General features: G+C 45.3%; 22 protein-coding genes. 11 read left to right on the top strand and 11 right to left on the bottom strand.

What is annotated here, in order from left to right; translation table 11 throughout:
- Positions 1-51 precede the first annotated feature (51 nt).
- A complete protein-coding gene (locus ACXABW_RS17870) occupies positions 52-312 on the top strand; it encodes a hypothetical protein (RefSeq protein ID WP_457526671.1) in 261 nt (86 codons plus the stop codon).
- Here ACXABW_RS17870 and ACXABW_RS17865 read toward each other — a convergent pair.
- Positions 301-558 (bottom strand): hypothetical protein, encoded by a 258-nt coding sequence (locus ACXABW_RS17865; protein WP_457526669.1) that lies wholly within the window; start codon positions 556-558, stop codon positions 301-303. The genes ACXABW_RS17870 and ACXABW_RS17865 overlap by 12 nt on opposite strands.
- Positions 559-782: 224 nt before the next feature.
- Here ACXABW_RS17865 and ACXABW_RS17860 point away from each other — a divergent pair, with 224 nt between their 5' ends.
- A complete protein-coding gene (locus ACXABW_RS17860; RefSeq protein WP_457526667.1) occupies positions 783-1,109 on the top strand; it encodes a 2Fe-2S iron-sulfur cluster-binding protein in 327 nt (108 codons plus the stop codon).
- Positions 1,110-1,124: 15 nt separating this feature from the next.
- On the opposite strand, the gene ACXABW_RS17855 is transcribed toward ACXABW_RS17860, so the two are convergent.
- Complete coding sequence (locus ACXABW_RS17855; protein WP_457526665.1) at positions 1,125-1,553, bottom strand: VOC family protein; 429 nt, start codon at positions 1,551-1,553, stop codon at positions 1,125-1,127.
- A 326-nt stretch (positions 1,554-1,879) separates the two neighbouring features.
- Here ACXABW_RS17855 and ACXABW_RS17850 point away from each other — a divergent pair, with 326 nt between their 5' ends.
- Positions 1,880-2,500 (top strand): substrate-binding periplasmic protein, encoded by a 621-nt coding sequence (locus ACXABW_RS17850; protein ID WP_457526663.1) that lies wholly within the window; start codon positions 1,880-1,882, stop codon positions 2,498-2,500.
- Between the two features lie 30 nt (positions 2,501-2,530).
- Here the strand turns inward: ACXABW_RS17850 and ACXABW_RS17845 are convergent, their stop codons facing one another.
- On the bottom strand, positions 2,531-4,378 hold the full coding sequence (locus ACXABW_RS17845) for a methyl-accepting chemotaxis protein (protein WP_457526661.1): 1,848 nt from the start codon (positions 4,376-4,378) through the stop codon (positions 2,531-2,533).
- Between the two features lie 442 nt (positions 4,379-4,820).
- Positions 4,821-6,800, bottom strand: coding sequence for a methyl-accepting chemotaxis protein (locus tag ACXABW_RS17840; protein ID WP_457526659.1), 1,980 nt, complete (start codon positions 6,798-6,800; stop codon positions 4,821-4,823).
- A 347-nt stretch (positions 6,801-7,147) separates the two neighbouring features.
- Between ACXABW_RS17840 and ACXABW_RS17835 the strand changes: the two genes are divergently transcribed.
- Positions 7,148-7,468 (top strand): DOPA 4,5-dioxygenase family protein, encoded by a 321-nt coding sequence (locus ACXABW_RS17835; protein ID WP_457526657.1) that lies wholly within the window; start codon positions 7,148-7,150, stop codon positions 7,466-7,468.
- A gap of 111 nt (positions 7,469-7,579) precedes the next feature.
- Here the strand turns inward: ACXABW_RS17835 and ACXABW_RS17830 are convergent, their stop codons facing one another.
- Both ACXABW_RS17830 and ACXABW_RS17825 read right to left on the bottom strand, forming a co-directional pair.
- Positions 7,580-8,200, bottom strand: coding sequence for a hypothetical protein (locus tag ACXABW_RS17830; protein WP_457526656.1), 621 nt, complete (start codon positions 8,198-8,200; stop codon positions 7,580-7,582).
- 167 nt (positions 8,201-8,367) lie between these two features.
- The gene (locus ACXABW_RS17825; protein WP_457526654.1) at positions 8,368-9,762 is read right to left on the bottom strand and encodes an MATE family efflux transporter; all 1,395 of its coding nucleotides are present in this window, start codon (positions 9,760-9,762) and stop codon (positions 8,368-8,370) included.
- Between the two features lie 95 nt (positions 9,763-9,857).
- Between ACXABW_RS17825 and ACXABW_RS17820 the strand changes: the two genes are divergently transcribed.
- Positions 9,858-10,712 carry an AraC family transcriptional regulator gene (locus ACXABW_RS17820; protein WP_265688293.1) on the top strand — a complete coding sequence of 285 codons (855 nt, stop codon included), beginning with the start codon at positions 9,858-9,860 and terminating at the stop codon, positions 10,710-10,712.
- 80 nt (positions 10,713-10,792) lie between these two features.
- Here the strand turns inward: ACXABW_RS17820 and ACXABW_RS17815 are convergent, their stop codons facing one another.
- The gene (locus tag ACXABW_RS17815; protein ID WP_457526652.1) at positions 10,793-12,577 is read right to left on the bottom strand and encodes a choice-of-anchor I family protein; all 1,785 of its coding nucleotides are present in this window, start codon (positions 12,575-12,577) and stop codon (positions 10,793-10,795) included.
- Positions 12,578-12,843: 266 nt separating this feature from the next.
- Between ACXABW_RS17815 and ACXABW_RS17810 the strand changes: the two genes are divergently transcribed.
- From ACXABW_RS17810 to ACXABW_RS17800, 3 genes are all read left to right on the top strand, one after another.
- Positions 12,844-15,156: a methyl-accepting chemotaxis protein gene (locus ACXABW_RS17810; RefSeq protein WP_457526650.1), complete on the top strand. Its 2,313-nt coding sequence runs from the start codon at positions 12,844-12,846 to the stop codon at positions 15,154-15,156.
- Positions 15,157-15,194: 38 nt separating this feature from the next.
- The gene (locus ACXABW_RS17805; RefSeq protein ID WP_457526648.1) at positions 15,195-17,483 is read left to right on the top strand and encodes an ATP-binding protein; all 2,289 of its coding nucleotides are present in this window, start codon (positions 15,195-15,197) and stop codon (positions 17,481-17,483) included.
- Positions 17,484-17,566: 83 nt separating this feature from the next.
- Positions 17,567-19,111: a DUF3369 domain-containing protein gene (locus ACXABW_RS17800; protein ID WP_265688289.1), complete on the top strand. Its 1,545-nt coding sequence runs from the start codon at positions 17,567-17,569 to the stop codon at positions 19,109-19,111.
- 28 nt (positions 19,112-19,139) lie between these two features.
- Here ACXABW_RS17800 and ACXABW_RS17795 read toward each other — a convergent pair whose 3' ends face one another.
- Positions 19,140-21,098 (bottom strand): ATP-binding protein, encoded by a 1,959-nt coding sequence (locus tag ACXABW_RS17795; protein WP_457526646.1) that lies wholly within the window; start codon positions 21,096-21,098, stop codon positions 19,140-19,142.
- A 95-nt stretch (positions 21,099-21,193) separates the two neighbouring features.
- Here ACXABW_RS17795 and ACXABW_RS17790 point away from each other — a divergent pair, with 95 nt between their 5' ends.
- Positions 21,194-22,159 (top strand): ABC transporter substrate-binding protein, encoded by a 966-nt coding sequence (locus tag ACXABW_RS17790; RefSeq protein WP_457526644.1) that lies wholly within the window; start codon positions 21,194-21,196, stop codon positions 22,157-22,159.
- 11 nt (positions 22,160-22,170) lie between these two features.
- Here ACXABW_RS17790 and ACXABW_RS17785 read toward each other — a convergent pair whose 3' ends face one another.
- Complete coding sequence (locus tag ACXABW_RS17785) at positions 22,171-23,142, bottom strand: sensor domain-containing diguanylate cyclase (protein WP_457526642.1); 972 nt, start codon at positions 23,140-23,142, stop codon at positions 22,171-22,173.
- Positions 23,143-23,271: 129 nt separating this feature from the next.
- Between ACXABW_RS17785 and ACXABW_RS17780 the strand changes: the two genes are divergently transcribed.
- Positions 23,272-23,619, top strand: coding sequence for a HopJ type III effector protein (locus tag ACXABW_RS17780; protein ID WP_252031164.1), 348 nt, complete (start codon positions 23,272-23,274; stop codon positions 23,617-23,619).
- 63 nt (positions 23,620-23,682) lie between these two features.
- Here ACXABW_RS17780 and emrD read toward each other — a convergent pair whose 3' ends face one another.
- Both emrD and ACXABW_RS17770 read right to left on the bottom strand, forming a co-directional pair.
- Complete coding sequence (gene emrD / locus ACXABW_RS17775) at positions 23,683-24,888, bottom strand: multidrug efflux MFS transporter EmrD (protein ID WP_457526640.1); 1,206 nt, start codon at positions 24,886-24,888, stop codon at positions 23,683-23,685.
- Positions 24,889-25,097: 209 nt separating this feature from the next.
- Positions 25,098-25,406 carry a DUF1289 domain-containing protein gene (locus tag ACXABW_RS17770; RefSeq protein ID WP_252031158.1) on the bottom strand — a complete coding sequence of 103 codons (309 nt, stop codon included), beginning with the start codon at positions 25,404-25,406 and terminating at the stop codon, positions 25,098-25,100.
- Between the two features lie 133 nt (positions 25,407-25,539).
- Here ACXABW_RS17770 and ACXABW_RS17765 point away from each other — a divergent pair, with 133 nt between their 5' ends.
- A complete protein-coding gene (locus ACXABW_RS17765) occupies positions 25,540-25,797 on the top strand; it encodes a hypothetical protein (protein WP_457526638.1) in 258 nt (85 codons plus the stop codon).
- The last annotated feature ends 82 nt before the right edge of the window (positions 25,798-25,879 follow it).

Genomic DNA, 25,879 nt, shown 5'->3' with positions numbered 1-25,879 from the left:
ATTCGCTAAGTTGATGTTGGTGAAGTAGAGAAGAATCAAGGAGAGGCAATAATGGCATCGCAGATTTCGATTGAGCTTTTTCGCTCGTATAGCACTCATGCACTAAAAAAAATATCGATTGAAATCGATAAAATTACCTTGGTGGTTGCTCCATGGGTAGAGCTCGATAAAGAAGCCACAGCGGTATTCGAACGCACGAAGATTTTGTATATAGAGGCGGAAGGAAAGGTTCCAGGAGAATCTCTCGATTATGAAATGCCTTGGGATATTATTCGATTGCGTAACACTACGCCAAGCCTACTACCCAAGTAGAATGGACGTCTCGATGAGATGATGAGCGTGGTCCATAAACTGAGGAAACTTGCTCGAGATATGGTGGTATCGTTCGTCTAACGAGTCGGCAGCAGCGATAGCTGTAAATGTAGCGATCGCTTTAGTTTGGTTGTGTGAAAGAAATTCTCTCAGCCCTTTGAGCTGTACCTTATTAGCGTTTTCTACCTTGTAGATAGCGTCATTGATCATCTCGATGGTGAGAGTGAGTCCGGCATTGCTGTTCATAATCGTTCTTGTAATTAGTGTTTTATAATGAAGTGGTTTTCCCAGTATCACGTCAGTATATTCGCACTAGGTACGTTAAATTATGATTAAGATCAGGTGGGTGTTAATTAGGCGACGTGCGATAAATAAAGCGAGTTGTTGATCTCAATGCATGTTCGTTAGCGTGGCTCAGAGTTACACTCTGCACTGTTTGGGGAAATCTCCCTGTTTAAGCGAGTTACGTTATGTTCAGTTTCAAACCGTCAGTGTTAAACGTGGATGGTAAACCGGTATTGCTAAGACCTGAAGACTCTAATTTAGTGGAGTCGGCGCGCCATGCAAAAGTGAATATTCCGGCACCATGTTTGAAGAATCAGCGCAAACAGGGATGTTGCAAGGCTTGTCTCGTTGAAGTAGATGGTACAGAAGCGTTTGCATGCTCGACAAAACCAAAAAGTAACATGAATGTGGTGGTGCGCCGAAAAGATTTAGATGAAGTCAGAAAGCAATCGATTAAGAATTTTAAAGCGCAGATTAAAGCGGGAACAGCGACACCGTGTCAGTGCCGCTGAGGGGATAAATCCCATCTATAGTAGATAGTCGTTCTTTAATTCGGGTGCTGTCGAAAGGTATTCAATAAACTCGAATTGGATGTTGTGATCTTCTATGTAATAGGCATTTTTGCGATGTGGGTGGGGGTTGCCACGGTGATCAACTTCGTATCCCGCCTGACTAAGGCGCTCCTCAAGCTCCGATAAGTTTGGCACAACGATACCTATGTGCTTCACACCGGTAAACTCTGCTGTCCAGTCTTCCGCGTCGCCTTTGCCTGTGGATGAAAGTGCGATGTATGAGCTCTCGTCCCCGATGTGGCACCACTCGATCTCTTTGCCTGCATCATTGGTGTATCTGCCGCCGCCTCGAACAGACCACTCAGGCAATGCAGAAGTCAAAAAGCGGATGGTTTTTTCTGGGTTAATAACACCCATGTTGGCGTGTTCTACGTAGCTTTTCATAATTAGTCCTTTAAGTATTTGTATTAATGACGAAAGTAGAGCCTTCATTCTCTAGGTCTGGAGATACTCTAATACCTAAAGTTAACTTGAGGTAAAGTGTTAATTTCAATTATTTTTGTGCTGCCACTAGTCAAAGTGGGAGATTGCGAAATAGTGGAGTTAAGCTACCACTAAAGGGTAGTTATTCTGCTAAAGTCTAAATGGTTCCTATACTTATTGTATTTGGAACGGCAACCTTCAACATTAATATGACCAGAAAGCTGTTATGCTTAATTACATTGCTATTTATGACTTGTCTGAGCCCCAGAAGCTTTGCCGATCATGAAATGCATTTTTTCCTTCCGGATTTCCCCCCATACACTACCGTTGACTCGAACGGTGATATCGTCGGAATTGGTATTGACAAAGTGTTGCCAATACTTGAAGCCATTGAGGTCAATTATACGCTTGAAGTGGGGTCTAATCATGGTCGGGCTCTCTCTGAGCTGAAGCTTGGCCGCTCCGATGGCATGTTTATGGCTTCGCAAAATGATGAACGCGACCGCTACGCCGTCTTTTCTGAATCTGTAATGACCAACCGTTGGGTATGGGTAGTGCGAAGGCAAGACAGCAAAGGGTTTCAGCCCAGTTCTCCATCATTTCGTGCGACAGGCTCGGTGACCAGTTTGCTTAACACTAATACTCATTATTGGTTGATGCGAGAGGGCTATAACGTTGCACCGCCAGCGAACGATATCAGAAAGCTAGTACAAAAGCTGAACAACAAGGAAGTGGATGCGATTATGGTCGCAGAGGTGGTGTTGTTAAGTGAAATTGAAGAGCCAGACCGCTATCAGATAGTGCTTCAAGAAGCGAAAGAGTTTGGGATTTATGTATCCAAGGAGTACTTGGAGCATCACCCTAATTTTATGAAGAATCTAAATCGGGCTATTTTGCAGTACCGCTAGAATGCCTAGCGGTACTTTTCTATAAGCGGCTTATTTGGTTTTAAAGAAGCTCAGTTCATGTTTTAGCTTTTCGGTAGCGGTAGATATGCCCTCATTGATAGAAAGCGTCTCGTTGGTGTTCTCCAAGCTATGTGCAACGAGGTTATTGATTTCCTCTAATCTTTCTGAACAATCGATAGTCACTCGAGATTGCTCTTCCGATGTTGTTGCTACCATAGAGTTGATGTCGGTAATATCGCTGATCTCTTGCTTGATACTGTTAAACACCACCGCAATTTGTTCACTCAATTCCTGAGATTCACTCACAAGATTACTGTTCTGGACCATGATTTCATCGGCAAGCTTTGACTGCTCTTGTAACTGGGTGATGATTTCTTGAATTGAGACTGTCGACTTTTGTGTCTTCTCTGCGAGTGCTCGAACCTCATCTGCTACCACTGCAAATCCTCGGCCTTGCTCTCCCGCGCGAGCCGCTTCGATCGCAGCGTTTAATGCCAGCAAGTTGGTTTGTTCCGATAGGCCGTTAATCACCTCAACGACAGAACTAATGTTGTCGGAATAGGTGCGTAGTACATTTACGATTTTTGCAGACTCATCCATGGAGAGCATAATCTGGCCAGAAATTGCTTGTGACTGCTCTAGTGTGATACTGCTTTGTTCAATCGACGCCATTGTTGATGTTGTTGACGTTTCTGCTCGCTCCGCGTTGCTGGCGACTTCTGCTGCGGTAGCGGAAAGTTCGGTTGATGCGGAGGCCACTTGTTCAATCTCGCCAAACTCTTTCTGCGCATTGTCCGCGTTCATTCTGATTGAGTTCGAAATCTGCTGTTGGGCATGGGCAAGCTCAGCCATGATGTTATCGGCGCTTGTCATTACCTTGGAAACTGAACCTTGCAGAGATTGTAAAGAATCAGAAATGATATCAAGTTCATTGTTGGCTTTCGGGAACGACCATTCAGTAAATCGCCCGTTACCCATTGATGAAATAGACTCCACAAGGGTAGGTAGGTGTTTGAGCTCTCTTTTTAGGGCGATATAGGTAATCAGTACCCCTAAGACGCCCATTCCAAGAAGGACTAGGATTGTTGACAATATAAATGTGTTACCAGTGTCAACCGATTCACTTTGGCTCGATACAGCGTAGAGTTCATTTCCATCTTCTAGAATATGACGAGATACACTAAACCATCGACCGCTTGGCGTTTGATATAAAGTGGGTTCAAGTGTAGATCCTTTGTAACTTGGTCGAACATCATAAATGTTTTTATCTACCCAACTTTCAGGAACACCACCTACTAACATCACCTTACCCGAAGGGTCTGTGATGACAAAGTTAACGCCCAAATCGGGCATGAGCTCTGATAGATTTACATCAATACCGAGAACACCAGACGTTTTAGAGTTTGAAATCAAAGGAACGCTCACGGTAGCTGTCAAATCACCGGTATGGGAAATATAAGGCCTAGTAATGTGGGATTGCTTACCATTTATGACTACTTCAGTGTACCACTCTCTGTTCATCGTCTTCGCATTAAAGTCGGGTATCCAGCCGCCACCGTTACTCTCTGCGGCGAAAACTCTCCCTGATAAGTCTGAGAAGAAAACTTCTATATAAGCACTATCGCTGTTTAAAATCTTTTGAATACTCGTTTTTACGTCGTTTTCATCGAAAGACTTGTTCGGGTTGAACAATATAGATGCAGATATGCCTGTCGTTGTCTCGACCAGTTGGTCACGCATGTTTTCATAGGAAACAGTCACGGATTCAACAACAACATTATCTGCTCTTTTAATGTTTCCTTCTTTCCATTGTGACAGGTAATGATATGTACCAGCACCGACTATAGAGATGACTATCGCAGACATCAATATGAACATAGATATGATCTTTTTAATCATTTTAGAGCCTCGAGCAAGCAAAAGTGCAGACTTACAAAGTTGTTAATAGTGCAAATTTGATAATAGTTATGTAAATGAATATTATCAAATTTGATAATACTTATGTAAAATGAATATTATTAAATTTGTAATTAATAACACCAATAAATAAGCTAAGTGAAAGCTTTTGCTTCTTATGATTTTCTTATAGTTGTTTGGATTTTTTGAAAAATAATGTTGAACGTTGCATTTTATTTGCGGTTTACATCACACGTATGAGCGTTGGGAATGAGAGGGATTTAGATCTTTTTGCTTTTTTTGTGCTTCAAATAGGCTCTGCATCCAAAAATGGTTAGGTTTAACTGATGTTTCTGTCAAAAATATAGGCCTAACACTTTGTACAAGTATTAGACCTTAACTATTTATAGGTAGGGGAGCGTTGCTAAATTCTGAAAGTGTTCGCTAGGTTTTTCAGTGAGGTTGCCAATTGAGCTTGCTCGCTGGCCGTGGCTGCAATTTGGCTTGCTCCTGTTGTAGACTCTGTCGACTTTTCTTCAACACTCATGACGTTTTGTGCGATGTCTTGAGTAACCACGGCTTGCTCTTCTGTTGCCGTAGCGATTTGTTCAGTCATACCGAAAATGTGGCTGATAGATTCTGAAATTCCAGATAGCGCTTCTTCCACTGAGCGAGAGTCTTCCACTGCGGCAGACGCTTTCTTCTGGCTATTGTCGATGACATTGAATGCAGATTCGACATCGGATTGAAGTGAATTGATAAAGCCCTCGATTTCCATGGTCGAGTTCTGAGTGCGCTGAGCCAGCGTTCTAACTTCATCGGCAACGACGGCAAAGCCTCGTCCTTGTTCGCCTGCTCGAGCGGCTTCAATCGCTGCGTTTAGTGCTAGCAAGTTAGTCTGTTCTGCCACCGACTTAATCACATCAATTACGCTGTTAATGTTATTGCTGCTCTCATGTAGGTGAGTAATTTTCTGTGCGAGGCTATCGATTTCTGTGGCTAGGCTTTCAATCGACTGATATGAACTACGCACTGTTGTCACACCACTCTGCGCTTGGTCATCGGCCAGTTTCGCAGATTCCGCTGTTTCTTGAGTTTTGGTTGCCACTTCATTAACGGTTGTGGAAAGCTCTTCAATCGCAGTCGCAATCAAGCCAATTTGATCTTGCTGTTCTACCATAGACTCAGAGTTGTATTGGCAAGTTTGCGAGGTTTCTTCTGCGGCGGAAGCAAGGGTCATACTCGAATTCGATAGATTATCAATCACACCTGAGAACTTTTCGAGTGTGGAGTTGAGCGAGATTGCAATGATGCCTAACTCACTCTTACCCGCGTATTGGGTACGTGCGGTTAAGTCGTTGTCGTCGCGTACTTTGGACATCACAGAGGTGAGATCCTTTACACGTGTAGACAAATCGCGGATCGTCATTGCACTGACGACGCATACCACTAGCAGGATAACGATACCGAATGAAACATTGGTGATTAAGGCTGTCTGCGCGGATTGGAATCGTTGATCTGTTAACGCGATTAAGTTATTTGCTACGTGGTTTTCGGTCTTTTTCAGTTGGCCGATTCGCCCGGTTGCTTGACTGAACCAGTGAGTAGGATCCACATTGAAACCACTTGTTTTGGATTCAGCAAGTTCACGCAGCTCATTCACAGCAATTACAGAAGGTGCTTTCATCTGCTGGGCAAAAAACTGATTATTATCGTCGTTAGCAAAGACTTTGAAGTTCGCAAAGTAGGTATCCTGCTGAGTAACCAGCGAGATAAACCTCACTAGCATGCCAGGACCGAACTCATCTTTAGCAAAGGTGTTACTTAATACAGCACGTTCGATTCCCGCGCGCTCTTTACCTTGTAGGAAGTTATAGTACGCAACCACTTCTTCGCTGATGTGTGCGTCGTTACTGATGTGCGTTATGATGCCTGATACGCTCAGCAGCATTTTGTTCAACTGAGTGTAATAGGCTAGGGCATCACCAAGTGCGATGGTTTGAGCGTCTACTTGTCCGCGGATTTGTTGAATGCGGTTTAGGTGTTGGTTGATTTGGTTGTTCAGCTGATTGATCTGTTCGGAATCAAACTGATTGTCTTGCCAGTAATCGAGGCGCTGCTGTCTTTTTGAATCCGCTGCTTGGCGCTGCTTTCTGAGTTCATCTTTAAACTGTGTTCCTTTTGAACCCAAAAAACCCGCTGTCATACCGCGTTCTTTTTGAATCTCATGCACTAACTCACTGTATACCACAGAGAGTTTTGTCAGTTGGTTGAGTGTAGACATCTCTTTTACGGTCGAGATGTTGGTTGAAATAGACGACACACTTAGCCATAGAAAAGCGAGCAGTGGCAAAGCGACCAAAGAGATGATTTTATGTTTGAATGAAAAGTCGGATAGATTCATAGTTTGTTCCTAGCGACATGTTGACGATGCGAATATAAGTAAATGTTGCTGTTGCGCTAACAAAGGTCACATATTATTTATGGTTATTATTATCGGGCATGAAAGTAGTTATTATGTGCTACAACATCAATAACCCTAAAGGAGTATAGCTGCTGGATTATGCCTTGATACGAGATATTTATTACAAATCCCAATAAAACTGTGATCTTAGTTTTGTCACAATTATAGGTCTCTGAGTTTGCTAGGGAACCGTTCTTCAAAGTGAATTCGAAGTTTGTTTGATTTCGCTCAATTTCAAAAGAACAGTGCTATCATGGGCGCTGTTTTGCTATTTTTGGTATTTATGAATGTTTCATGCCCATATATATTTTGCATTAAAAAACTTAGATTCTATCAAGCAGCTTAGAAACCGAATTCAAAGTGAACGGAACGACGTGTTACAGGTGTTCGAGCCCGTCAACAGGCTTGTGGGCCCCCATAAAATGCCGATGATGGAGCTGCATTTTGCCGATAATAGCCGCAATTTCATTGAATGGTTGGATGAAGCGAGAGATGGGATGTCGGTACTGATTCATCCTGTCAGTGACGAACATTTACTGGATCACACGGAACGTGCCGTGTGGCTAGGGCGTGAGTTAGGTGTCTTTGAAGAGAAGTTGTCCTCATAAACTAAGTTTAATCGATGAAACTAAAACAGTATCAGCGCTAAGCCGGTCAAAACGCGAAAAGCTCACTTCACAGTGAGCTTTTTCATTATATAGACACAATCAAATCAAAATTTAGAACGCCATCTGCCATTTGAAGTACAGCTCTTCATCCGCAGAATTGATACCAACACGAACTCGGTGGTTGTCGACTTGTTTGCCAACGAATGTGTCGACGGAGTGCGAATCGTAGTCGCCTTCACCCACGGTATAGAATGGGTCTAAGCCTAGGTGAAAACCGCTGCCAATATCTACACGTGTATACATACCAATTGTGCCTGTCAGCATGGTGTCTGTGATGTCGTTGTCATTGAAACCAACCATCGCTAATGGGTAGAGTTTAACTTTCTCGTGCACTTTAAATGTATGAATATAACCCACGCTACCAGAAACAGTATCGGTTTCATGGTTAAAGTAGGCTTCACCGTACACACCTCGGCCGTCGGTCATCCAAGCGTAACGTGCGTTGATTGCATCAGCACCATTTTTCGTCTCGATAGATAAAAGGTTTTTACCCCAAGCAAATCCTGCGCTTAAATCTACATTCCCTTCCGAAGTAAAACTGGTCCCAACTGATGAATATACTGCGGTAGGATCGCTCATATCTATACCTTTTTTGGCTCGTTCCTCAGCAACAGCGGGAACTGCGATACATGCACTCGCAAGTGAAAGAGTGAGCAGGGAGTGGAATCTCATTAGAAGTACCTCAATAGGACAGCCATTATTCTAGACACAGGAATAATATATTGATGTATTTATCAATGCTGAGCGCAATCAGGCTCCTTAATGAGATCAAAAAAAGGGCCTCGTTACTTGATAAGTAAGCGAAGGCCCTTGGTGTGAGTTCTGTAATTGAGTGACGGCTACGAGCTGGTTTGTGGTTGAGTATTGGCATCATCGACCAGATTGTTGATCCACTTTTTCGACTGAATTCGGTGAGAAGTGAGTAATATTTTCACCACTTCTTCTGCCAGTATGATGGCCATAACAATATGCAGTGGCCAGCCCAACACCACACCTGTGTAGTAGGCGAGGGGAATACCAATTGCCCATTGGCCGAACAAATCGATAAAGATGCTGTAATTGATGTCGCCACCGCTTTTTAGCACGCCACCAATGCCAACCATATTAAACACTCTGAGCACCATGCCAAAGGCCATTACCAAGCACACTTTAACGGCGCTATCTGCATCTTGGATTGGGCTACGCACCAGCAATTCTCGAATCAACGGCTCAGCGGCCAAACAAATTAGCGCGAGAACTAAGGCTAACGCACAAGCGGTGAGAACGTACCACCAAGAAGTGTCGGAAACACGCTGATACTCCTTCGCGCCAATTTCATTGCCGAGTATGATCGAGGCTGCCACGGCGAAGCCAAGAAAGGCAGAAATGAGTACCGACTCAATCGGAGCAAGTAGCGAGATAATCGCAAGGGCACCCACACCCAACTGGCCCACGATAATGTTATAGACCAAGATGCCGCCAGCCCAAGCAGTGTCGTGAATGATCATGGGTCTCGCGACATTAATATAGCGTTTACGGTGCTCGGCTGTGCGTGCTTCTGCCCAGTTATGTGCTTGTGGGAAAAGATGCCCATAATGGCGCTTAGCCATATAAAACAGCACCACGGTATGGACGGCTCGGGAGATAGTCGTACCAATTGCGGCACCGATTACCCCAAGTTCAGGGAAACCAAATAAACCGAAGATCAAGAGAGCGTTTAATGCTGCGTTAACGACTATCGCAACAAGGCTGACAGTGGTTGGGAGTTTAGCTTCACCTACTGACCGAAGGGCGTTTTCAAGCGGCACTACCAATGCTGTAGCCAGCAAGCTTACACCAGTCACCATCAAATAATCGGTTGCAAACGCGACATATTCAGGGTCATCAGCAACGATAGAGACAACGGCCGTTGGCGCGAACGTATACAGCAAAATGAAAGGGACACTGAACGCGACAGCTACCGCCCAAGTTTGTGCCAATGTACGTCGAATGCCATCAAAGTTATTTGCACCAAAGTATTGTGAAGCTAGCACACTAACTGCGCCACTGGCCCCTACAATCATGATCAGGTTAAAGAAGAAGATGCGGTTGCCTACGCCGACTGCTGCGGTGGCAGACTCGCCTAATTGGCTGACCATAAAAATGTCTACCACCCCCAACAATGAGAACAGCATTCCCTGCATCGAGACTGGCAATCCAATATCGATGAGTTTGCGCCAATATTGTTTATCTAGGGAACGGTAGGTGGTTAGCATCGCAAAACTCCTTAAAGCATATGCAAAGAAGTTTAAATAGTTACGGTGATTATGTATTGTTTAAACTTATCAAAAACCTTTGCAAAACTATCATTATGCTCGACAGGCAAGAACGATTTACCATTTCAGATAAAACCAAACATGAATTTATCGACCATAGCCACGTGTTGAGGCTAGAGGAGTTAGGCATTGTTCAGTGCGGTATTGCTACCTGTCGAGACGATTTCTCAGTGTTTCGTAAGCATCAACAAAAACACATGCTGCTTTACACTGTAAAAGGTAAAGGCTGGCTAGAGAGTCACGGTCAAAAGTTTCATCTCGAACCTGGGTCTCTCATTACTGTTCCTGCTGGCGTTGAGAATGGGTTTGGTATCAGTGAAGAGGATTGGCAAATCGCTTGGATTTTTCTTTCTCCTGAGCATGATTGGGAACACTTCTGTGATAGTGATATCAAGTATACGCTTACCCCTGTTGCCGAAGTGATCTATGCGTCTATTCTAGCGCTGCTTCGTTCTATCGCACTACCGATTGACCTTGGAGGCGGGGTGGCAATTAAAGTGGTGGAGCAGATTGAGCTGATGATCAATACCCCAATGGAAACGGAAGAATCGCGTAACACCAGCCGGATGAGACATGTGTTTTATCAAGTGCAACGTCAGTTACATAAAGACTGGACGGTGGCTCAGCTTGCGAGCATGCTGCCCTGTTCTGAACCTCACTTCCACCGGTTATGCCAACAAATCTATGGTCACAGCCCTAAGGTGCACCTCACCCGCATGCGAATGGAATACGCCGCTCGATTGCTGGGCTCAACAGTTTGGTCGATTCAACATATTGGAGAAATTGTCGGATATCCGAATGCGGCTAACTTCAGCACTCGCTTTAAGCGTTGGGGTGGAATGACACCAAGGGAATTTCGAGTTCGGTTGGAAAACGCAAATCGCCTCTAGCAGAGGCGATTTATGAGGAGAACGATCTCGGCTTAATCTAGTCAGAACACTAGTGACTCAAGCGAGAATCGTTATAGATATTACAAGTCGATACGGTAAACGGAAGTTGTACCACTCACTTCATTGCCAACGGCAAGTAAGTGCTGTCCGTTACGTTGGAAGTACTTGATGGATTCTGGCCCTAAATCGCCTGCTTTTGGGTTGTATTGGCCATTATCACAATCGCCGTCGTCCACTTTAGTACAAACTGGCTGGCTGTAATCACGATTATTCACATAGCGGATAAACATAGCATCAACAGGGTTAGTTACGTCGTAAATCATAATACCTCCCTGGCGCTCTAAACCAATAAACGCGTAGTGGCGGCCGTTAATATGAGCGACTTCAATGGCTTCAGGTTCTACGCCCTTATCATCACTGCGATCGTCGCCACTGATGTTGTTGTCATTGGTGCTGTTAAAGTTTTCTTTCTCTGACAGTAGTGCAATGTGTGCAAATTGATCGCCGCTATCAAACATGAGTTCGCCGTCTTCACGCCAGATAGAAAAAGAACGAGTGCCGAATGCTTGCACAGGTTTATCAGCCGCAATAGGTGTCTCGCTTGCGATCACTTTCAGACGGCCAAGTTGTTTTTTGTCTTTCAAAGCGGCTGCGAGTGGGTGATCTTGCGCTAAGCTCAATTTCTTGCCTCGAACCTCATCTGTGTAAGTGATACAGAAATCGACTTCAGAGTCATATTGTTCGCTTTCTTTGTAGTCATCGCCGTCCCAATCGTAACCCATCTCATCACATTGCTTTTGAGTCGTCTTTAGTCCGTACTCACGACCGTCGCCTTCATTTGCGGTGACAATGTAACTTACTCCATCAACCTCGTAATTAGCGATTGAGTCTGGCATGTATAGCCCCTCAAGCATTGGATAGGAAACCAGGTTACCGGTGACCTTATCTTTGTTAGATGCATCGAGTTGGTGGCTTTGCCAAGATTTTCCACCAAACCCGTAAATAGCGTCGATTTGAGCCGTTTCGACATCGATTTTCGCCATGGCGTTGTTTTCTTGTAGCGCCACAAACAACTTGCCTTTGTCATCAAAAGTTAAGTATTCCGGCTCTAAATCTTGTGCAACGGTAGCGTTAGGAGCCGAGATGCGTACCTGTTGGCCTAGCTCTGAATGGCGCTTCTCACCCTGATTGAATTCAGTGAAACGGATTTGTGTAACGTTTGCATTCTCTATGCCTTCAGCCAGATCAACCAGCGTAATGCTGCCTTCTGGATCTACGCTGTAGTCTCCAGACGGTTCGCCTTCGTTAGCTGTCGCAATGTAACGGCCATCTTTTGAAAAACTTACCATATCTGGCAATGCGCCAGTAGGGAATGTGGTTATAAGCGCTAATGTGTCTGAACGGTACAGAGCGATAATGCCGTTTTGCTGTTTGTCTTTGTTTTCAATTGCAACCGCCACAAGTCCATCGTGCGTAGAGACGCTATTCGCTGCGCCAATTTCAACGCCAGAGGCCACAGCAGCTGACTGCAAATCAATGTTTGCGATACGGGTTGGAACCGAATCACTGTTCATTGAATGAATGTCGACTTGCTTAGCTTGGGCGTTCACTACGTATAGCTTATCGGTACAACTATCGTAACTCACGATTTCAGCAGCCGAGGTTCCGAACTCTGCGTCTGCAATTGAACGACCAACGAGAGTCAAACCACTAATGGAGGACTCGCCTTGCTCGGCAATTTGAGGCATTTGGCATTGGATATTGAGTGCTGATGTCGCAGCGCTTGGTGTGCTTGAGGTTTGGCTACATGCAGCAGCTAAGAGTGACAGCCCTGTCACAGGTAAAATGCGGTAGTTGAAAGACAAAATTTTCCCTTACTGATTATTCTATTTAATAGTGCTTTGAAGCGTTGAGGAAAATACATAATGAATATGAACGATAAGTTGTGGATTTATGACGATTTTATTGCTCGTGCCTAAAATGGAAGCCGTATGGTGTGTGAAAACACCACCATTTGCACCTACACTCATAAAAAATAATAAGACAAATTTCATATAAACCAGTTGGCTTACTTGTTTAGCTTTGCCCCTTTGGCAAGGAATGCACTAGCTTGTGGGCTAAGGGTTATATTATGAAGATTGCTACCAAAATCATTGTTGCATGTACTGTTTTATGTGCCATTGGCGTAGTTGTGAGTGGTGGGTTTGTTGGGTGGAAAACATCAGGCCTATCGGAAAACGCGCTATACCAAAGAGCGTCTAGTCAGCTCATCTCTGTAAGAGAAATCAAGAAAAGTGAAATCGAACGCTACTTCGACCAGATTCACTATCAGTTAGAGACGCTCGCTGATGACGTGTCAACCAAGCAGGCAATGCGGGCGTTCAAAGACGCGTTTGCGCAGTATCCTACTTTCCAAGTATCGCAAGACGATAAGCAGAAACTCACAAACTATTATTCGTCCCAGTTTGGCGCGACCTATCGCGACGCAAACAACGGTCAATCTGCTAACGAACTGCAACGGTTAAGCCGTATATCGGACACGGGAATTGCCTTGCAAGCCCGTTATATCGGGGTGAATCCAAATGGGTTAGGAGATAAGCACCAGCTTAAGGCTGATACATTAGGTAATAGCTATGATAACGCTCACGAGATCTATCACCCACCAATTAAACACTTTTTAGAGGCATTCGGTTACTACGATATCTTCTTAGTCGACAACGATGGCAACGTAGTGTATTCGGTGTTTAAAGAACTCGACTTCGCGACTAACTTAAACAGTGGCCCTTATCAGGGTAGCGGGATTTCTAAAGCCTTTAGTGCCGCGGTTGGCATGCAGGTCGAGCAGTTTCATCTAGAAGACTTCGCCCCTTATTATCCATCTTATGAAGCGGCAGCATCGTTTATCGCGACACCTATTTATGATGGCTCTACTAAGTTAGGGGTGCTGATCTTCCAAATGCCAGTGGATGAAATCAATGAAATCATGACATTCAGTGGTAATTGGAGCTACGCAGGTTTAGGGGCAAGTGGAGAAACTTACTTAATTGGCCCAGACAAATTGTTACGCAGCCAATCACGCTTCCTAATTGAGGATCCTGAAGGCTATTTCAGTGCGCTGAGCTCGTCGGGAGTGAGCCAAGAAATCATTGGCCAAATTAAAGGTAAAGGCTCTGCTATTGGGCGTCAGGAAGTCGCTACGCAAACAGCCACTCAGGCGCTTGGTGGGCAAAGTGGTATCAGTGTCGTGCCTGACGAACGAGGAGTAAGGGTATTTTCTGCTTATGCGCCAATTGATGCAGCCGGCCTGAAATGGGGAATCCTCACCGAGATTGATGAAGCCGAGGCGTTAGCGGACGTTCAGACACTCAATAAGTCCGTAATGAGCAGTGTTATCGTCGCAATTCTCATTATTGTAGTTGTCTCCGTGGTGCTGTCTTACTTTGTTGGGGGCAGCATTTCCAAACCGATTCGCTTAGCTTCAGAGAAAATTCAGGCCATTAGCCGAGATAACGACCTGACAGCAAGGCTCGAAGAACATGGCAAAGATGAGATGACGGAACTGGCAGTATCGTTAAACGCTTTGTTTGAGCACTTACAGAACATGATAAAACAGTTTGCAACCGCGACGGACACATTGAATGTAAATACACAGACCATGGCCAGTAACATGGACAGTACTCGCAGCGCGGTAGGTGAGCAAAATCATCGTACCGAGTCGGTAGCCACTGCGGTGAACGAAATGAGTGCGTCTATTTCTGAAGTGGCTCAATTTGCTAATCGAGCTGCAGACTATGTGAAAAATGCTAATGACACGGGTACGCAAGGCGTAGCGGTTGGGCAATCTTTAGGTGACGAGATCTCTCAACTGAGCGACGAAATGCGTACCGCTGTTGATGCGATTACACGACTTCACGCAGAAAGTAATTCGATTGGTGAAGTGCTGGATGTGATTCAAGGAATCGCAGAGCAAACTAATCTACTGGCATTGAACGCAGCGATTGAGGCAGCAAGGGCGGGCGAGCAAGGTCGCGGCTTTGCTGTGGTAGCGGATGAAGTGCGTTCATTGGCGGGCAGAACTCAGTCGTCGACGGAAGAAATTCGCGCCAAAATTGAGTCTTTGCAGAGCGAGACTAATGCTGTAGCGAAAGGCATTGAAAGCGCTAATGCAACGGTGATTAAAGGGGTAGAGACTTGTTCAGAAAACACAGAAATGTTGACTCAAATTGTCTCAATGTTAACTGAGTTGAATGAAATGAATGTACAGATCGCCGCTGCTACAGAAGAGCAGCGTGCAGTGACAGAAGACATAAGTAGCAGTGTGACTTCGATAGCAGACGCGTCAGCTGAAGTGTCATCTCAGGTGAATGATGTGGATGATGTGCTTAAGGGCTTGTCTGATCAAGCGAATGACTTGAACCACGAAATGGCTCAGTTTAAGTACTAAGTAAGGCGCAAAGTTAAGGTATGCAGAAGGGGTTACTCATGTCGGAAATGGATCCGATAACCTTGCTTTGGTTACTGCTGTGTTCTGCGCTAGCGTTCCTGATGCAAGCAGGTTTTACCCTCATTGAGACAGGGAGTATTCGCGCGAAAAACTCCGTTAATGTCGCAATGAAGAATCTTGCTGACTTTGTCGTCGTCAGTTTTGTATTTGTGTTTTGGGGCTTTCACCTCACGGGAGGTGAAAGCCTTTTTTCGTTTGAGCATTGGCCAATTAACCCAGATAGCGCGCCAGTGTTACTGTTCAATATTATGTTTGTGACAACCGCTGCGACGATTGTGTCCGGATGTGTTGCCGAGCGAATGAGCTTTAAAGGCTATGTAATTGTCGCATTTTTTGTCGGTGCGCTGTCTTACCCTGTGATTGCCTACTATGGTTGGAATCCGCACTCATGGTTTGTGTTAAACCATTTTACTGACTTTGCGGGTAGCACCATTGTCCACGTAACTGGTGGGATAATTGGCTTAATTGGCACTTGTATAATCGGCCCAAGGTATCTGCGTTTCCATCAGGGTAAGAATGCGTTGGCATTCCCTTCCTATAACCTAACCTTAGTGACGCTGGGCGTGTTCTTTCTCTTGTTTGCTTGGATGGGATTTAACGGCGGGAGCTTGTATCAGTTTAACTCCAGCATTTCCTCAATTTTGCTCTATACCTTGCTTGCAGGGGCCACCGCCGGAGTGGTTGCTTTGCTGTTGGTGCTGAATAAGAAGCACATTCCTATCACTTATGTCATGAACAGCATTTTGGGTGGTTTGGTCGCGGTGACAGCCAGTGTTCATTTGGTGTCGATATATGATGTGCTGGTGTTAGGGGCACTAGGGGCATTCACCGTACTGCTAGGAGATAAGTGGTTAATTAAAAAGGAAATTGACGATCCCGTCGGCGCAGTACCCGTGCATCTTTTCTGTGGTGTGCTCGGGACAATGTATGCAGGTTTTGTGGCCAGCCGAACGACAGGGGAGCCATTATTCCACATGCTGTTGATTCAATTGCTTGGCGTGTTATTGGTGCTTGCATGGGCAGGCCTGACGGGGTTTTTGATATTCACATTGCTTAAGCGCAAAGGGTTGCACCGGGTGACGGAAAATGATGAGAAAGTCGGCCTGAACATCAGTGAACATGGTGTGACCATGAGTTGGTTTGAAGCTGTCAAAACCATCGAGAAAATTAGCGCACAAGGAGACTACACCCGCCGTGTTCCCGTCGAAATCGGTACGGAAGCTGGAGATGTGGCGACTTCTTTTAACCACCTACTGGATGAATTAGAAAAGAACATTGAAGTCTTGCACGATATTAGTCAGGGCAACTTACGAGAAGTAGAGATCACGCCACACAGTGATAAAGACGTACTGGCCAATTCTCTGGTGACTATGGTTGATAGTTTACGTTCTATTCTGGATGAAGTAGAAGATCAAATCAGCAGTAAAACGCTCCAGCTTGAAAGTAATCAAAGTTCGTTGATGGAGCTGATAGAAAAATTCAAACATACCCAAACTCAGCTCATGGAAACCAAGAAAATGGCAGCGCTATCGGGCATGTTGGTTGGTATGGCGCACGAACTAAATACGCCACTTGGCATCACAGTGACGGCAGCCTCTTTACTCCATGAGCGTTCCCAAGTGTTAAAAGAGCGCTTTAATGACCATACGATCTCAGTTGAAGATATGGCTGAGTTTTTTAGCGTGTCGACTCAATGTTTAGAGATGATCAACGACAATCTATATCGTTCTTCCGATTTGGTAAGTCAGTTCAAAGCGGTGGATCAAGAGATGTCGCCGGAAGAGCCTAAAGTCGTGGTGTTAAATGAAATACTCAACGACATCTACATTCACCTTAACGAAAAACTTACTGCTAATGGTGTCGAATTCACGATTGATTGCGACAAAGAAGTGCTGGCGCATGTGCCACCACTGTCATTGCGGTGTGCGCTAGAAGAGCTGGTCAACAATAGCGTAAAGCATGCATTTTCCGGTGAGCCCGCTGGCAACAAGCACATAACCGTGTCTGTCGTGTCGTTAGGCGAACTTATCCAACTGACTGTTGAAGACAACGGGCGCGGTATTAACGGTGAGCACATTGAGCAAATCTTTCAACCATTCTTTACGACGCTTCGCGCTAATGGCGGTGTTGGGCTGGGGCTTTATATGGTCTACAACATCTGTACCAAAAAGTTTAATGGCTCGATAAGCGTCGAGAGTGAGCCTGCTGCCGGGGCGCGCTTTATTATTTCTATGCCAGCAGCGAGCGCGAGAGAGGCAACCGCCTAACCTTGTTGCGATCTCTGGGAGGATAAAAAGCGGTCGTTTTGTGCTAAACCTAAAAGAGCAGCCGACCCGACGGGGGAGAGACTATGGAACTATTTGCAGACTATCGACATGAAGGGGAAGAAAAGCCTCCTACAGCAGCAGTCGAGAAGCTGGAAAAGGCGTGGAAAGTATTGCTAGTGGACGATGATGAGCAAATGCACAAAGTCACCAAACTGGCACTGAGCGGCTTTGAGTTTCAGCACCGAAAGTTAGAACTGATTTCGGCGCTTTCAGCGGCTGAAGCGAAAGAGCTCTTAGCGCAAACGGATGATATAGCACTCGCATTGGTTGATGTTGTCATGGAAACCGAACATGCCGGGCTAGAGCTCATTAAGTACATTCGTGATGAGCTGAACAATCACTCTATTCGATTGGTATTGAGAACAGGGCAGGCAGGACAAGCCCCCGAAGATGTGATCATCAAAGATTATGAGATTGATGATTACAAAGAAAAGACCGAATTAACCACCCAAAAGCTGAAAACTTTGTTGTATTCCATGTTGCGTTCCTATCGCGATTTATGCCTGATTGAAGAGCAGAAAAAAGGGCTTAGTCGTGTAATTAGCGCATCGGCTAATGTACAAAATACTTCTTCCTTGCAGGCCTACGCTTCGTCTGTGCTCAGTCAGTTAACATCCTTACTTCAACTTAACGCATCGGCATTTTATTGTATTGTTCAGCCTAGGCCAGAAGGAGAAGAAAGCTGTGCGCTAACACTCGCTGCGACGGGCGGCTACGTTAACTTCTATTCAGAGTGTTCCTTTGATGTTTTACCCGCAAGCGTTTCACAGCGGTGCAAGCAAGCATTAGAAGAGCGTAAAACTCAAAGCTTCGATGATGCGTTTGTACTGTTTATGAATGACGATCGTGGCTTAGATAACCTTCTGTACATCAACTTGAATCGAGAACTCTCGGAACTCGATAAGCAGCTGCTTGAAATCTACATGCAAAACATCGGGCTTACGTTTGAAAACCTTCACTTGCTTGAAGATCTAAAAGAGACCTCGAAAGAGCTGGTTCATAATCTGGCGAATGCGGTAGAAGCGCGAAGTAAGGAAACAGGAGCACATGTGGAACGGGTTGCGTTGATTTCTGAGCGGTTGGCTCAGCTCTATGGGCTACCTGAATACGATGTTGAGTTGATCAAATCTGCTTCTCCTTTGCATGATGTGGGCAAAGTTGCCATCCCGGACAGTATTCTACACAAACCGGGTAAATTGGATGCTGATGAATGGGAAGTGATGCAAAAGCATGTGGAATATGGCGTGGACATACTGAGTCGCTCTAATCGCAAACTCATTACCGTCGCCAGAGAAATTGCAGGCTCTCACCATGAGAAATGGGATGGCTCGGGGTATCCAGAGCAGCTATCTGGTACAGATATTCCGATTAGTGGGCGCATTACCGCTTTGGCCGATGTGTTTGATGCACTTGGCGCGAAGCGCTGCTACAAAGAGCCTTGGCCTGATGACGAAATTATGCAAGAGATTGTCGCGCAGCGTGGCAAACACTTTGAGCCTGAACTGGTGGACCTTATGGTCGACAACTGGGACGACTTCATTGCGATACGTGATTCTCTGCCAGATTAAAACTATCTAGTTCAATCAAGCTGACGGGTTAAATATGATAGTCAGTATCGCCTTGCTCTGCATCGGACAAGGGTAAGTCTTTTGGAATGCGTAATGTAAAGTGGACGCCTTGATTCAGTTTGGATTCAAACTCCAATTCTCCTTTTAGTTTCTGATTCACAAGATTGTAAACGAGGTTCAAACCGAGCCCTGAACCACCTTTGCCTCGTTTGCTGGTAAAAAAGGGCTCAAATATCTTCTGATGCAAGGCTTTATCTACGCCAGAGCCATTGTCTTGATAGTGGAATATGACCCAGTCATCATCGTCTTCAAACGCAATCGCAATTTCTGGCTGTTCTTGAGTTGAAAATGCATGATTGATGCTGTTCATGATGAGGTTTGAGACAATTTGAGTCAGCACGCCGGGTAAGCTATTCATGTGGATGCTACTACTGCCGTCTAGAGCAGGGACTACGGGCACCTTGCGAGTTTCAGGATGAAGTGAGGCGATTAAGGCTTCAAGCACCTGTTTAACATTAAACTGGCTGCGGCTCTCTGAGACTTGGTCGACAGCAGTTTGTTTAAAATCCTTGATGAGCTGGGCTGCACGGCTAAGGTTGCTTTCCAGCATACTTGTACCTTCACTGATTTGTTCCATCAAATCGGAGAATTGGTTGCTCGTTAGTGTTCCATTTTCAAACAGTGTGTTGAGTTCTTGGGTAACGTCTTTAATCACAGAGGCAGCTGTCACTGAGATGCCCAAAGGAGTATTGACTTCATGGGCAACTCCCGCAACTAGTCCACCAAGGGCTGCTAATTTTTCAGATTGAATCAACTGGTCTTGCGCAGCCTGAAGTTGCTTCATGCTTTGTTCTAAATCGTGAGTTCGATTAGCGACTGTCTGTTCGAGGTTTCGGTTGAGAAATTCGAGTTCATGCTGGGCATTTTTTAGTGCTGTAATATTTATTGCGCTACCACGATAACCGACAAAGTCCTGTTTCTCGTAGCGCGCTTTAGCCTGAAACATCACGTGGTAGTGTGTGCCTGCCATAGTGAAGCTTTCTTCGCACATCGAGAAGTCTTGTTTCAATGCAAGTTGGACTGGAAGATTATTCAGTTGAGAGAATTCTGGTATGTCTTTGACGTTCGGCTTAGTTTGAGTATCGATACTGAATGCCTCTTGCATGGGGTCTGAGCAATAGATGAGTCGCCCTTGAGCGTCGGTTTCCCAGAGCCAATCAGAGGCAGTATGAGCAAAGTCGGCTAAGCGCTCCTGTTCTTGTTTGATGTTCTCGTAAAGTGTGGTGACGTTTTGAGTGATTTTATTGGTTTCGTCCGCGAGCCAGTTAAGTTCGTCGTCTTGTTCCATTATCCACTTGTTGTATGGCAATTGGAGCGGGCCTTTGGGGTGTCGAGGGTTGAAAAAACGTAAGTACTTGGCAACTTCGAATATGCGTCGATTCACGCTTTGGTGGAATACCATTAAGATCAGATAGCACACCAGCGCGGTTTTTAAAGCGTTCAACAATAAGGTGATGAAAAACTGCTTCAAAAGGTAGCTATAGATAGCTTGGGCGTTGGACTCTACGTAAATTTCCCCAATCTCTTCTGGTTCGCTTGCATCTGCCGCTTGATGAAACAACGGATAGAGGTTTGATACTGCATTGTCTTTAACCTTTTCTCCAGCACTGAATGTGTAGCGTCCGGAACGTATTTCTAGGTAGTCGATTTTAGGTAAGTTGACCAGGCCGTCTAAACGTTGTTGGAGAAGAATTAAATCGAAATTCCACAACGATGAAGCCAGTAGGCTGGCATGAACATTCTCGACCTCGTAGTGCCGTTGCTCAACATCATCGAATTCTTGGTTATAGTCCCAGTAGAGTTGCATGAGTGTGGTAACAAGAGTGATGGCTCCGCTGAGTAGAATCATGATCAAAATGATTCTTCGGCCAATTCGGCTGAATAAAGGGTGCTCGACGCCTTCTTCGAACTTGTGATATCTACCCATACCAAGGCCAACCCGTTAAACCATAGGTTTAGTATAGGACTAATATACATACATGCTTAACTTGCGCTGGGCAACACTCAAGGTAGGAGGCGCCTATGAAGGTATTACTGTTTCTATGTACTTGGAGCGTTAGCTCGTTTGCTGCGACGGTTTTGCTGATTGAAAGCTATCACAGTGAGTACGCGTGGGACAAAAGTTACGTTCGAGGCATAGAGAGTCAGTTAACCGACGACATTGAACTAGTGAAGTTTCAGATGGACACCAAGCGGATACCGAAGTCGGAATATCAGCAGTCGGCGAATAGAGCTTACCAAACCTACCAAGACATTGCCCCGCAAGTTGTCATTTTAGGTGATGACAACGCCCTGAGTTACATGCTGCCTAAATTGTACGATGAGCCCATTTCCATCGTGTTTCTAGGCATTAACTCCAATCCAAGAAAATTGCTTGCGAAATATCAAGGGCAAGCCAAAGTCACTGGCATTTTGGAGCAGCCTCTGTTTGTAAAAACTATGGGGGAAATTGAAACTATGCTGCCTGAAGGCAGGAAAAAAATCCGCGTGATGTTTGATTCCGGGGTGACGTCAACTATTGCTCAGCGATACATGGAAGGTCAATATCAAGCGCTCAGCCGATCTATAGGAATGGAGGCTGAAATCCTAACGATTGAAACTCAAGCTCAATGGCAAGACAAAGTGCTATCCGCAAAGCAGGACGGAATTGGGGCGATTGTCATCGGGTTGTACCATACGATCGTAGATCGCAACGGCGACAATGTGACGGCCGACACGATAGTCAGTTGGACCAACAAACATTCTCAAGTTCCTTTATTTGGTTTTTGGGATTTCTCTGTTGGGAAAGGCAAAGCAGCGGGTGGAGTGGTGCTGTTTGGGGAAAGTCAGGGAGAGTCGGCTGGGAAAGCGGTGACGGCGATCGTAGCCGGTAAATCGGCGAGTGAAATCCCAATCCGTGTTGGTCAAAAAGGCCAAGCTATTTACCATCCGCAGGAAATGGCCCGCTGGGGCTTAACTGCGCCGGATAGTTGGCAAGCAATAGAATAAAGGTTGCGGAGTTACTGACGCGACTTTCGTTTCACTTCATACATGCTTTCATCGGATTCGGCTATCAGCTGGTCTAGAGTGATATTGCTAAAGCAATCATTAATGGTTTGGCCAATACTTAAGCTGGTAAGGGAAAGGTGGTCTACGCCTTGAGTCTGATGGGCATAGAAGTCGGTAATTCGTTGAGCCAGCAAGCCCAGCTCTCGTCGATTGCTAAGCAGAGACAGAACAACAAACTCATCGCCACCCAAACGGGCGACTACATCGTTGTCACGACACTCTTTTTGCAGAACATCAGCCAGTGTTTTTAAGCATTCGTCGCCCGCTTGGTGGCCGTGTTGGTCGTTGACCATTTTCATTCGGTTAACGTCGATGTAGAGCATCCCCATTGCTTGCTGGTATCGGGGAGCATCTTTGATTTTTTGTTCGCCGAGTAACTTGAAGCCACGGCGATTTAGCAATTCTGTCAGTTCATCAACCAGAGCTAAGCTTCGAATCTCGTCGAGATTACACAAATGCTTAAGATCAGCCGCGACTAAACGACACATCTGATTGAGTAGCCGGTGAAGTTTTTCATCGTAGTCAGTCACATGTTTATCAATCATGCAAATGGTGCCGAATACGTCACCGTTCGGCCAAAAAATGGGTAATCCACAGTAAGAACGAACCGACTCCTGCACAACGACAGGCGCGTTTTTCCAAACATCGTCGACCAATGCATTTTCCACGTAGAGCCCTTGTTTTGTCTCTACGGCATGTTTACAAAAGCTCTGTACTTCTCTGGGCCAAGCGTCACCTTGCTTTAAAAAGTTATCTTTGTTGCCGCTGGTGACAAGGACGCGAAATTCATCTTGGTTGAGCTGGACGATGGTGCCACTGTCTGAGCCAAAAAGTTCCGCAACTAAATCGACTAACTCTTGCCACTTGCTAATATCGAAATGGCCTTCACTTATCATCGATAAGCATTGCTGAGAATCCTTCATATCCGCGCACCTAGCTTGCCAGTCATCCTTTAAGTTTAATAAAAATTTGCTCACTTACCTGAGAAGTTCGAAGCGAAGTGAAAATTTATGCTATTGTTTTAGCTTTTAATTTACTCAAGAAAATCTCATATGGAATTGAAAGCCTTTATCGAAAAGCTCAACGCAGCGCCTGAAACAGTGCAATTTGAAGACTCAATGGCAGTGATTGAGCAAAATTTTGAATTCACACCAACTCGCTTTGAAAACGGTGAGACGGTGAACGAAGCGAACCAGAACAATGGTTCATGCAAGATTTTCGCATTTGCAGAACTGCAAGGCCTATCGGAGCAACAAGCATTAGCGTGTTTTGGTCATTTTTATCGCGAAGATGTGTTACAGCATCCAGATAACACAGACCACCAAAACATCCGCAACTTCATGAAAACCGGCTGGGGTGGAGTGAAGTTTGATTCAGCGGCATTAGCCCCGAAATACTAAACTCAATGTACGAACAAGGGAGGCAACAGCCTCCCTTGTTGTTTGTATGGTGATGATCCGGCGTTAAGCGGCGAGTGGCATCTCATTTGATGGGTCTTGTTTGCCATTAACTAAACGTAGCCCAATCATGGCTAAAATAGACATGATTAACATCAGCCCACCCAATGGCATTTGGTTGCTCGCTGGGATAAGCGATGCTCCTAGGGTCGCGAAACCCGCTCCTAAATTCTGCATTCCACCTAAAATAGCACCACCAGTACCTGCATGGTAAGGGAAAGGCTGAAGTGCGCCTGTAGTCGCAGCAGGGAACAGAATGCCTGCGCCAAGGAAATAGATTGTTGCCCCACCAATGAGAGTAATTGCGGTGGTCATGCCCATTAAGCCTGGAATTAACACAACCAAAGATCCAAGGATGATCGCCGCTAAACCAACATTTAGTGCGGCCTTTTCACTGCGTTTTTGCGCAATGATGCTCGATAAACCTGCACCAATGAGGTAACCCGGGATTGGCAGTACAAACAGCAGGCTGACCGTTGTTGCTGGTAGTTGTAATACACCTCCCAGTAACACACCGGCTGCGGCTTCGAATACTGCAACGCCAGAGAACGTGGCCACCAAACAGATCAAATACCCCTGAAAGCGCTTGTCAGACAATACGTACTTGTAGCTGACGGTTACTCGTTCGTACTTACGCGATGCTTTCGGCAAGGTTTCCATCATGCTGGTCATCATAGTGATCACAACAGCGATACCAAATAGAGCTAAAAACATATAGCTTGAGCGCCAGCCTAAAGTTTCGGTTAGGTAACCCCCTAGCACAGGTGCTATCAGTGGTGAGAAGATCACACACATGCTGATCAAGCTGTTGGCGCGGTGAAGTTCAGCACCGTTGAAGCAGTCACGCGTTAGGGTACGAGACATCGCACCGCCACTGCCAATGCCCAAACCTTGGATAAAGCTGCCAACAAGGAACCATTGGTATTCTTGAGCAAATAGGGCAACCAAAGTACCAACAATGTAAATCGCAAGCCCCGCAACGATGATCGGTTTACGACCGAGTCTGTCCGACAGTGGGCCGTAAATAAACTGCGAAAAACCATAAGGGATTAAGTAGCACGCCATCACGGCTTGCAAAGAAGCGGGTGAGACTGAAAACTCGCCAGCCATATGACCAATAGATGGTACATACATGGTTTGAGTCATTTGGCCAACCGCAGTCAAAATTGCGATCAAGAATGTCAGTTTCACTAAAGGAAACGATGCAGACATGATAAATCTCCATCAAGAAGGCGAACGAAACCATTAGCTGGGCTATCGACCAGCTAATAACGAATATTTAAAGGGGAAATCCTAGGCGCGAGATATTATTGCTGCTCGGGATGATTAGCAATCAAAAAATGTGATCTCACGCAAGATAAAAATCTATGATTTGAATTAGAAAAACTAATCCACAATGAAGGGCGATTTGAATTGAAGAATTAAGCGATAGGCAGGGCGTTTAAACACTTGCGGCAAATACATTGGTCGCTGTTTACGAGCGAAGAGGTATCACGTTGCTCGACGTTGAAACACCAGCAGGTAGACTTACCCGCACTAATGTCACACCAAGCGGGTTCGCCACAACTTTGACAGAGGTGAGTTTGCTTCTGTTTAGTGAGTTCTGCCATTACTTCGTCGCGTTCTTGTTCAGTTACGTGCTGCCATTGAACGATCTCATCGATAGTGCGATGACACCCCTGGCAAATACCACCATTATTTTTGCATGCTGCGATACATGGAGTTTTCAAACCGAGCCCTAATACTTCTTCAATTTTGCGTCACTATACCTTATCTCAACACGTTTAGATAAAGCGATTGTATTTGAGAAAGGGAATGATTATCATTAAATGAAAATGATAATTACTCTCATGTGTAAAATTAATGATCACTTTACTTGTGGCGCTGATGTTTATGATGGGGCTGGGCGCAAAGCTCTCAATCCCGATTACCTTGCTTATTCCTCTTCTGACTTTAGTGACTTTTGCCCACTTAGCACTAGGCTTGAACGTGCTGCCTGTCCTGGCTTTCGTATTTGTTGCTGCGCCAGTATTGATCCGCCTTAAACGCTCCTCCCATCTGCACGCATATTTCGCTGCCAGTGTTGTATTGCCAACTCTAATTGGGCTGATATACATCTGAAAGCTTGGCTTGGTTGCACAAAATGGCTTTGGATATAGTTTTTGCCGCTGAGTTAAGGTAGGATCGCCGCCCTTTTTTACGT

Source organism: Vibrio paucivorans, assembly GCF_054053395.1.
The sequence above is the reverse complement of the archived record's forward strand: the minus strand, read 5'-3'. Positions and strand labels throughout refer to the sequence as shown.

Bases quoted from the DNA above. Each gene is read 5' to 3' on its own strand.
- ACXABW_RS17870 (WP_457526671.1), top strand. From the start codon at position 52: ATGGCATCGCAGATTTCGATTGAGCTTTTTCGCTCGTATAGCACTCAT.
- ACXABW_RS17865 (WP_457526669.1), bottom strand. From the start codon at position 558: ATGAACAGCAATGCCGGACTCACTCTCACCATCGAGATGATCAATGAC.
- ACXABW_RS17860 (WP_457526667.1), top strand. From the start codon at position 783: ATGTTCAGTTTCAAACCGTCAGTGTTAAACGTGGATGGTAAACCGGTA.
- ACXABW_RS17855 (WP_457526665.1), bottom strand. From the start codon at position 1,553: ATGAAAAGCTACGTAGAACACGCCAACATGGGTGTTATTAACCCAGAA.
- ACXABW_RS17850 (WP_457526663.1), top strand. From the start codon at position 1,880: ATGCATTTTTTCCTTCCGGATTTCCCCCCATACACTACCGTTGACTCG.
- ACXABW_RS17845 (WP_457526661.1), bottom strand. From the start codon at position 4,378: ATGTTCATATTGATGTCTGCGATAGTCATCTCTATAGTCGGTGCTGGT.
- ACXABW_RS17840 (WP_457526659.1), bottom strand. From the start codon at position 6,800: ATGAATCTATCCGACTTTTCATTCAAACATAAAATCATCTCTTTGGTC.
- ACXABW_RS17835 (WP_457526657.1), top strand. From the start codon at position 7,148: ATGTTTCATGCCCATATATATTTTGCATTAAAAAACTTAGATTCTATC.
- ACXABW_RS17830 (WP_457526656.1), bottom strand. From the start codon at position 8,200: ATGAGATTCCACTCCCTGCTCACTCTTTCACTTGCGAGTGCATGTATC.
- ACXABW_RS17825 (WP_457526654.1), bottom strand. From the start codon at position 9,762: ATGCTAACCACCTACCGTTCCCTAGATAAACAATATTGGCGCAAACTC.
- ACXABW_RS17820 (WP_265688293.1), top strand. From the start codon at position 9,858: ATGCTCGACAGGCAAGAACGATTTACCATTTCAGATAAAACCAAACAT.
- ACXABW_RS17810 (WP_457526650.1), top strand. From the start codon at position 12,844: ATGAAGATTGCTACCAAAATCATTGTTGCATGTACTGTTTTATGTGCC.
- ACXABW_RS17805 (WP_457526648.1), top strand. From the start codon at position 15,195: ATGTCGGAAATGGATCCGATAACCTTGCTTTGGTTACTGCTGTGTTCT.
- ACXABW_RS17800 (WP_265688289.1), top strand. From the start codon at position 17,567: ATGGAACTATTTGCAGACTATCGACATGAAGGGGAAGAAAAGCCTCCT.
- ACXABW_RS17795 (WP_457526646.1), bottom strand. From the start codon at position 21,098: ATGGGTAGATATCACAAGTTCGAAGAAGGCGTCGAGCACCCTTTATTC.
- ACXABW_RS17790 (WP_457526644.1), top strand. From the start codon at position 21,194: ATGAAGGTATTACTGTTTCTATGTACTTGGAGCGTTAGCTCGTTTGCT.
- ACXABW_RS17785 (WP_457526642.1), bottom strand. From the start codon at position 23,142: ATGAAGGATTCTCAGCAATGCTTATCGATGATAAGTGAAGGCCATTTC.
- ACXABW_RS17780 (WP_252031164.1), top strand. From the start codon at position 23,272: ATGGAATTGAAAGCCTTTATCGAAAAGCTCAACGCAGCGCCTGAAACA.
- emrD (WP_457526640.1), bottom strand. From the start codon at position 24,888: ATGTCTGCATCGTTTCCTTTAGTGAAACTGACATTCTTGATCGCAATT.
- ACXABW_RS17765 (WP_457526638.1), top strand. From the start codon at position 25,540: ATGATCACTTTACTTGTGGCGCTGATGTTTATGATGGGGCTGGGCGCA.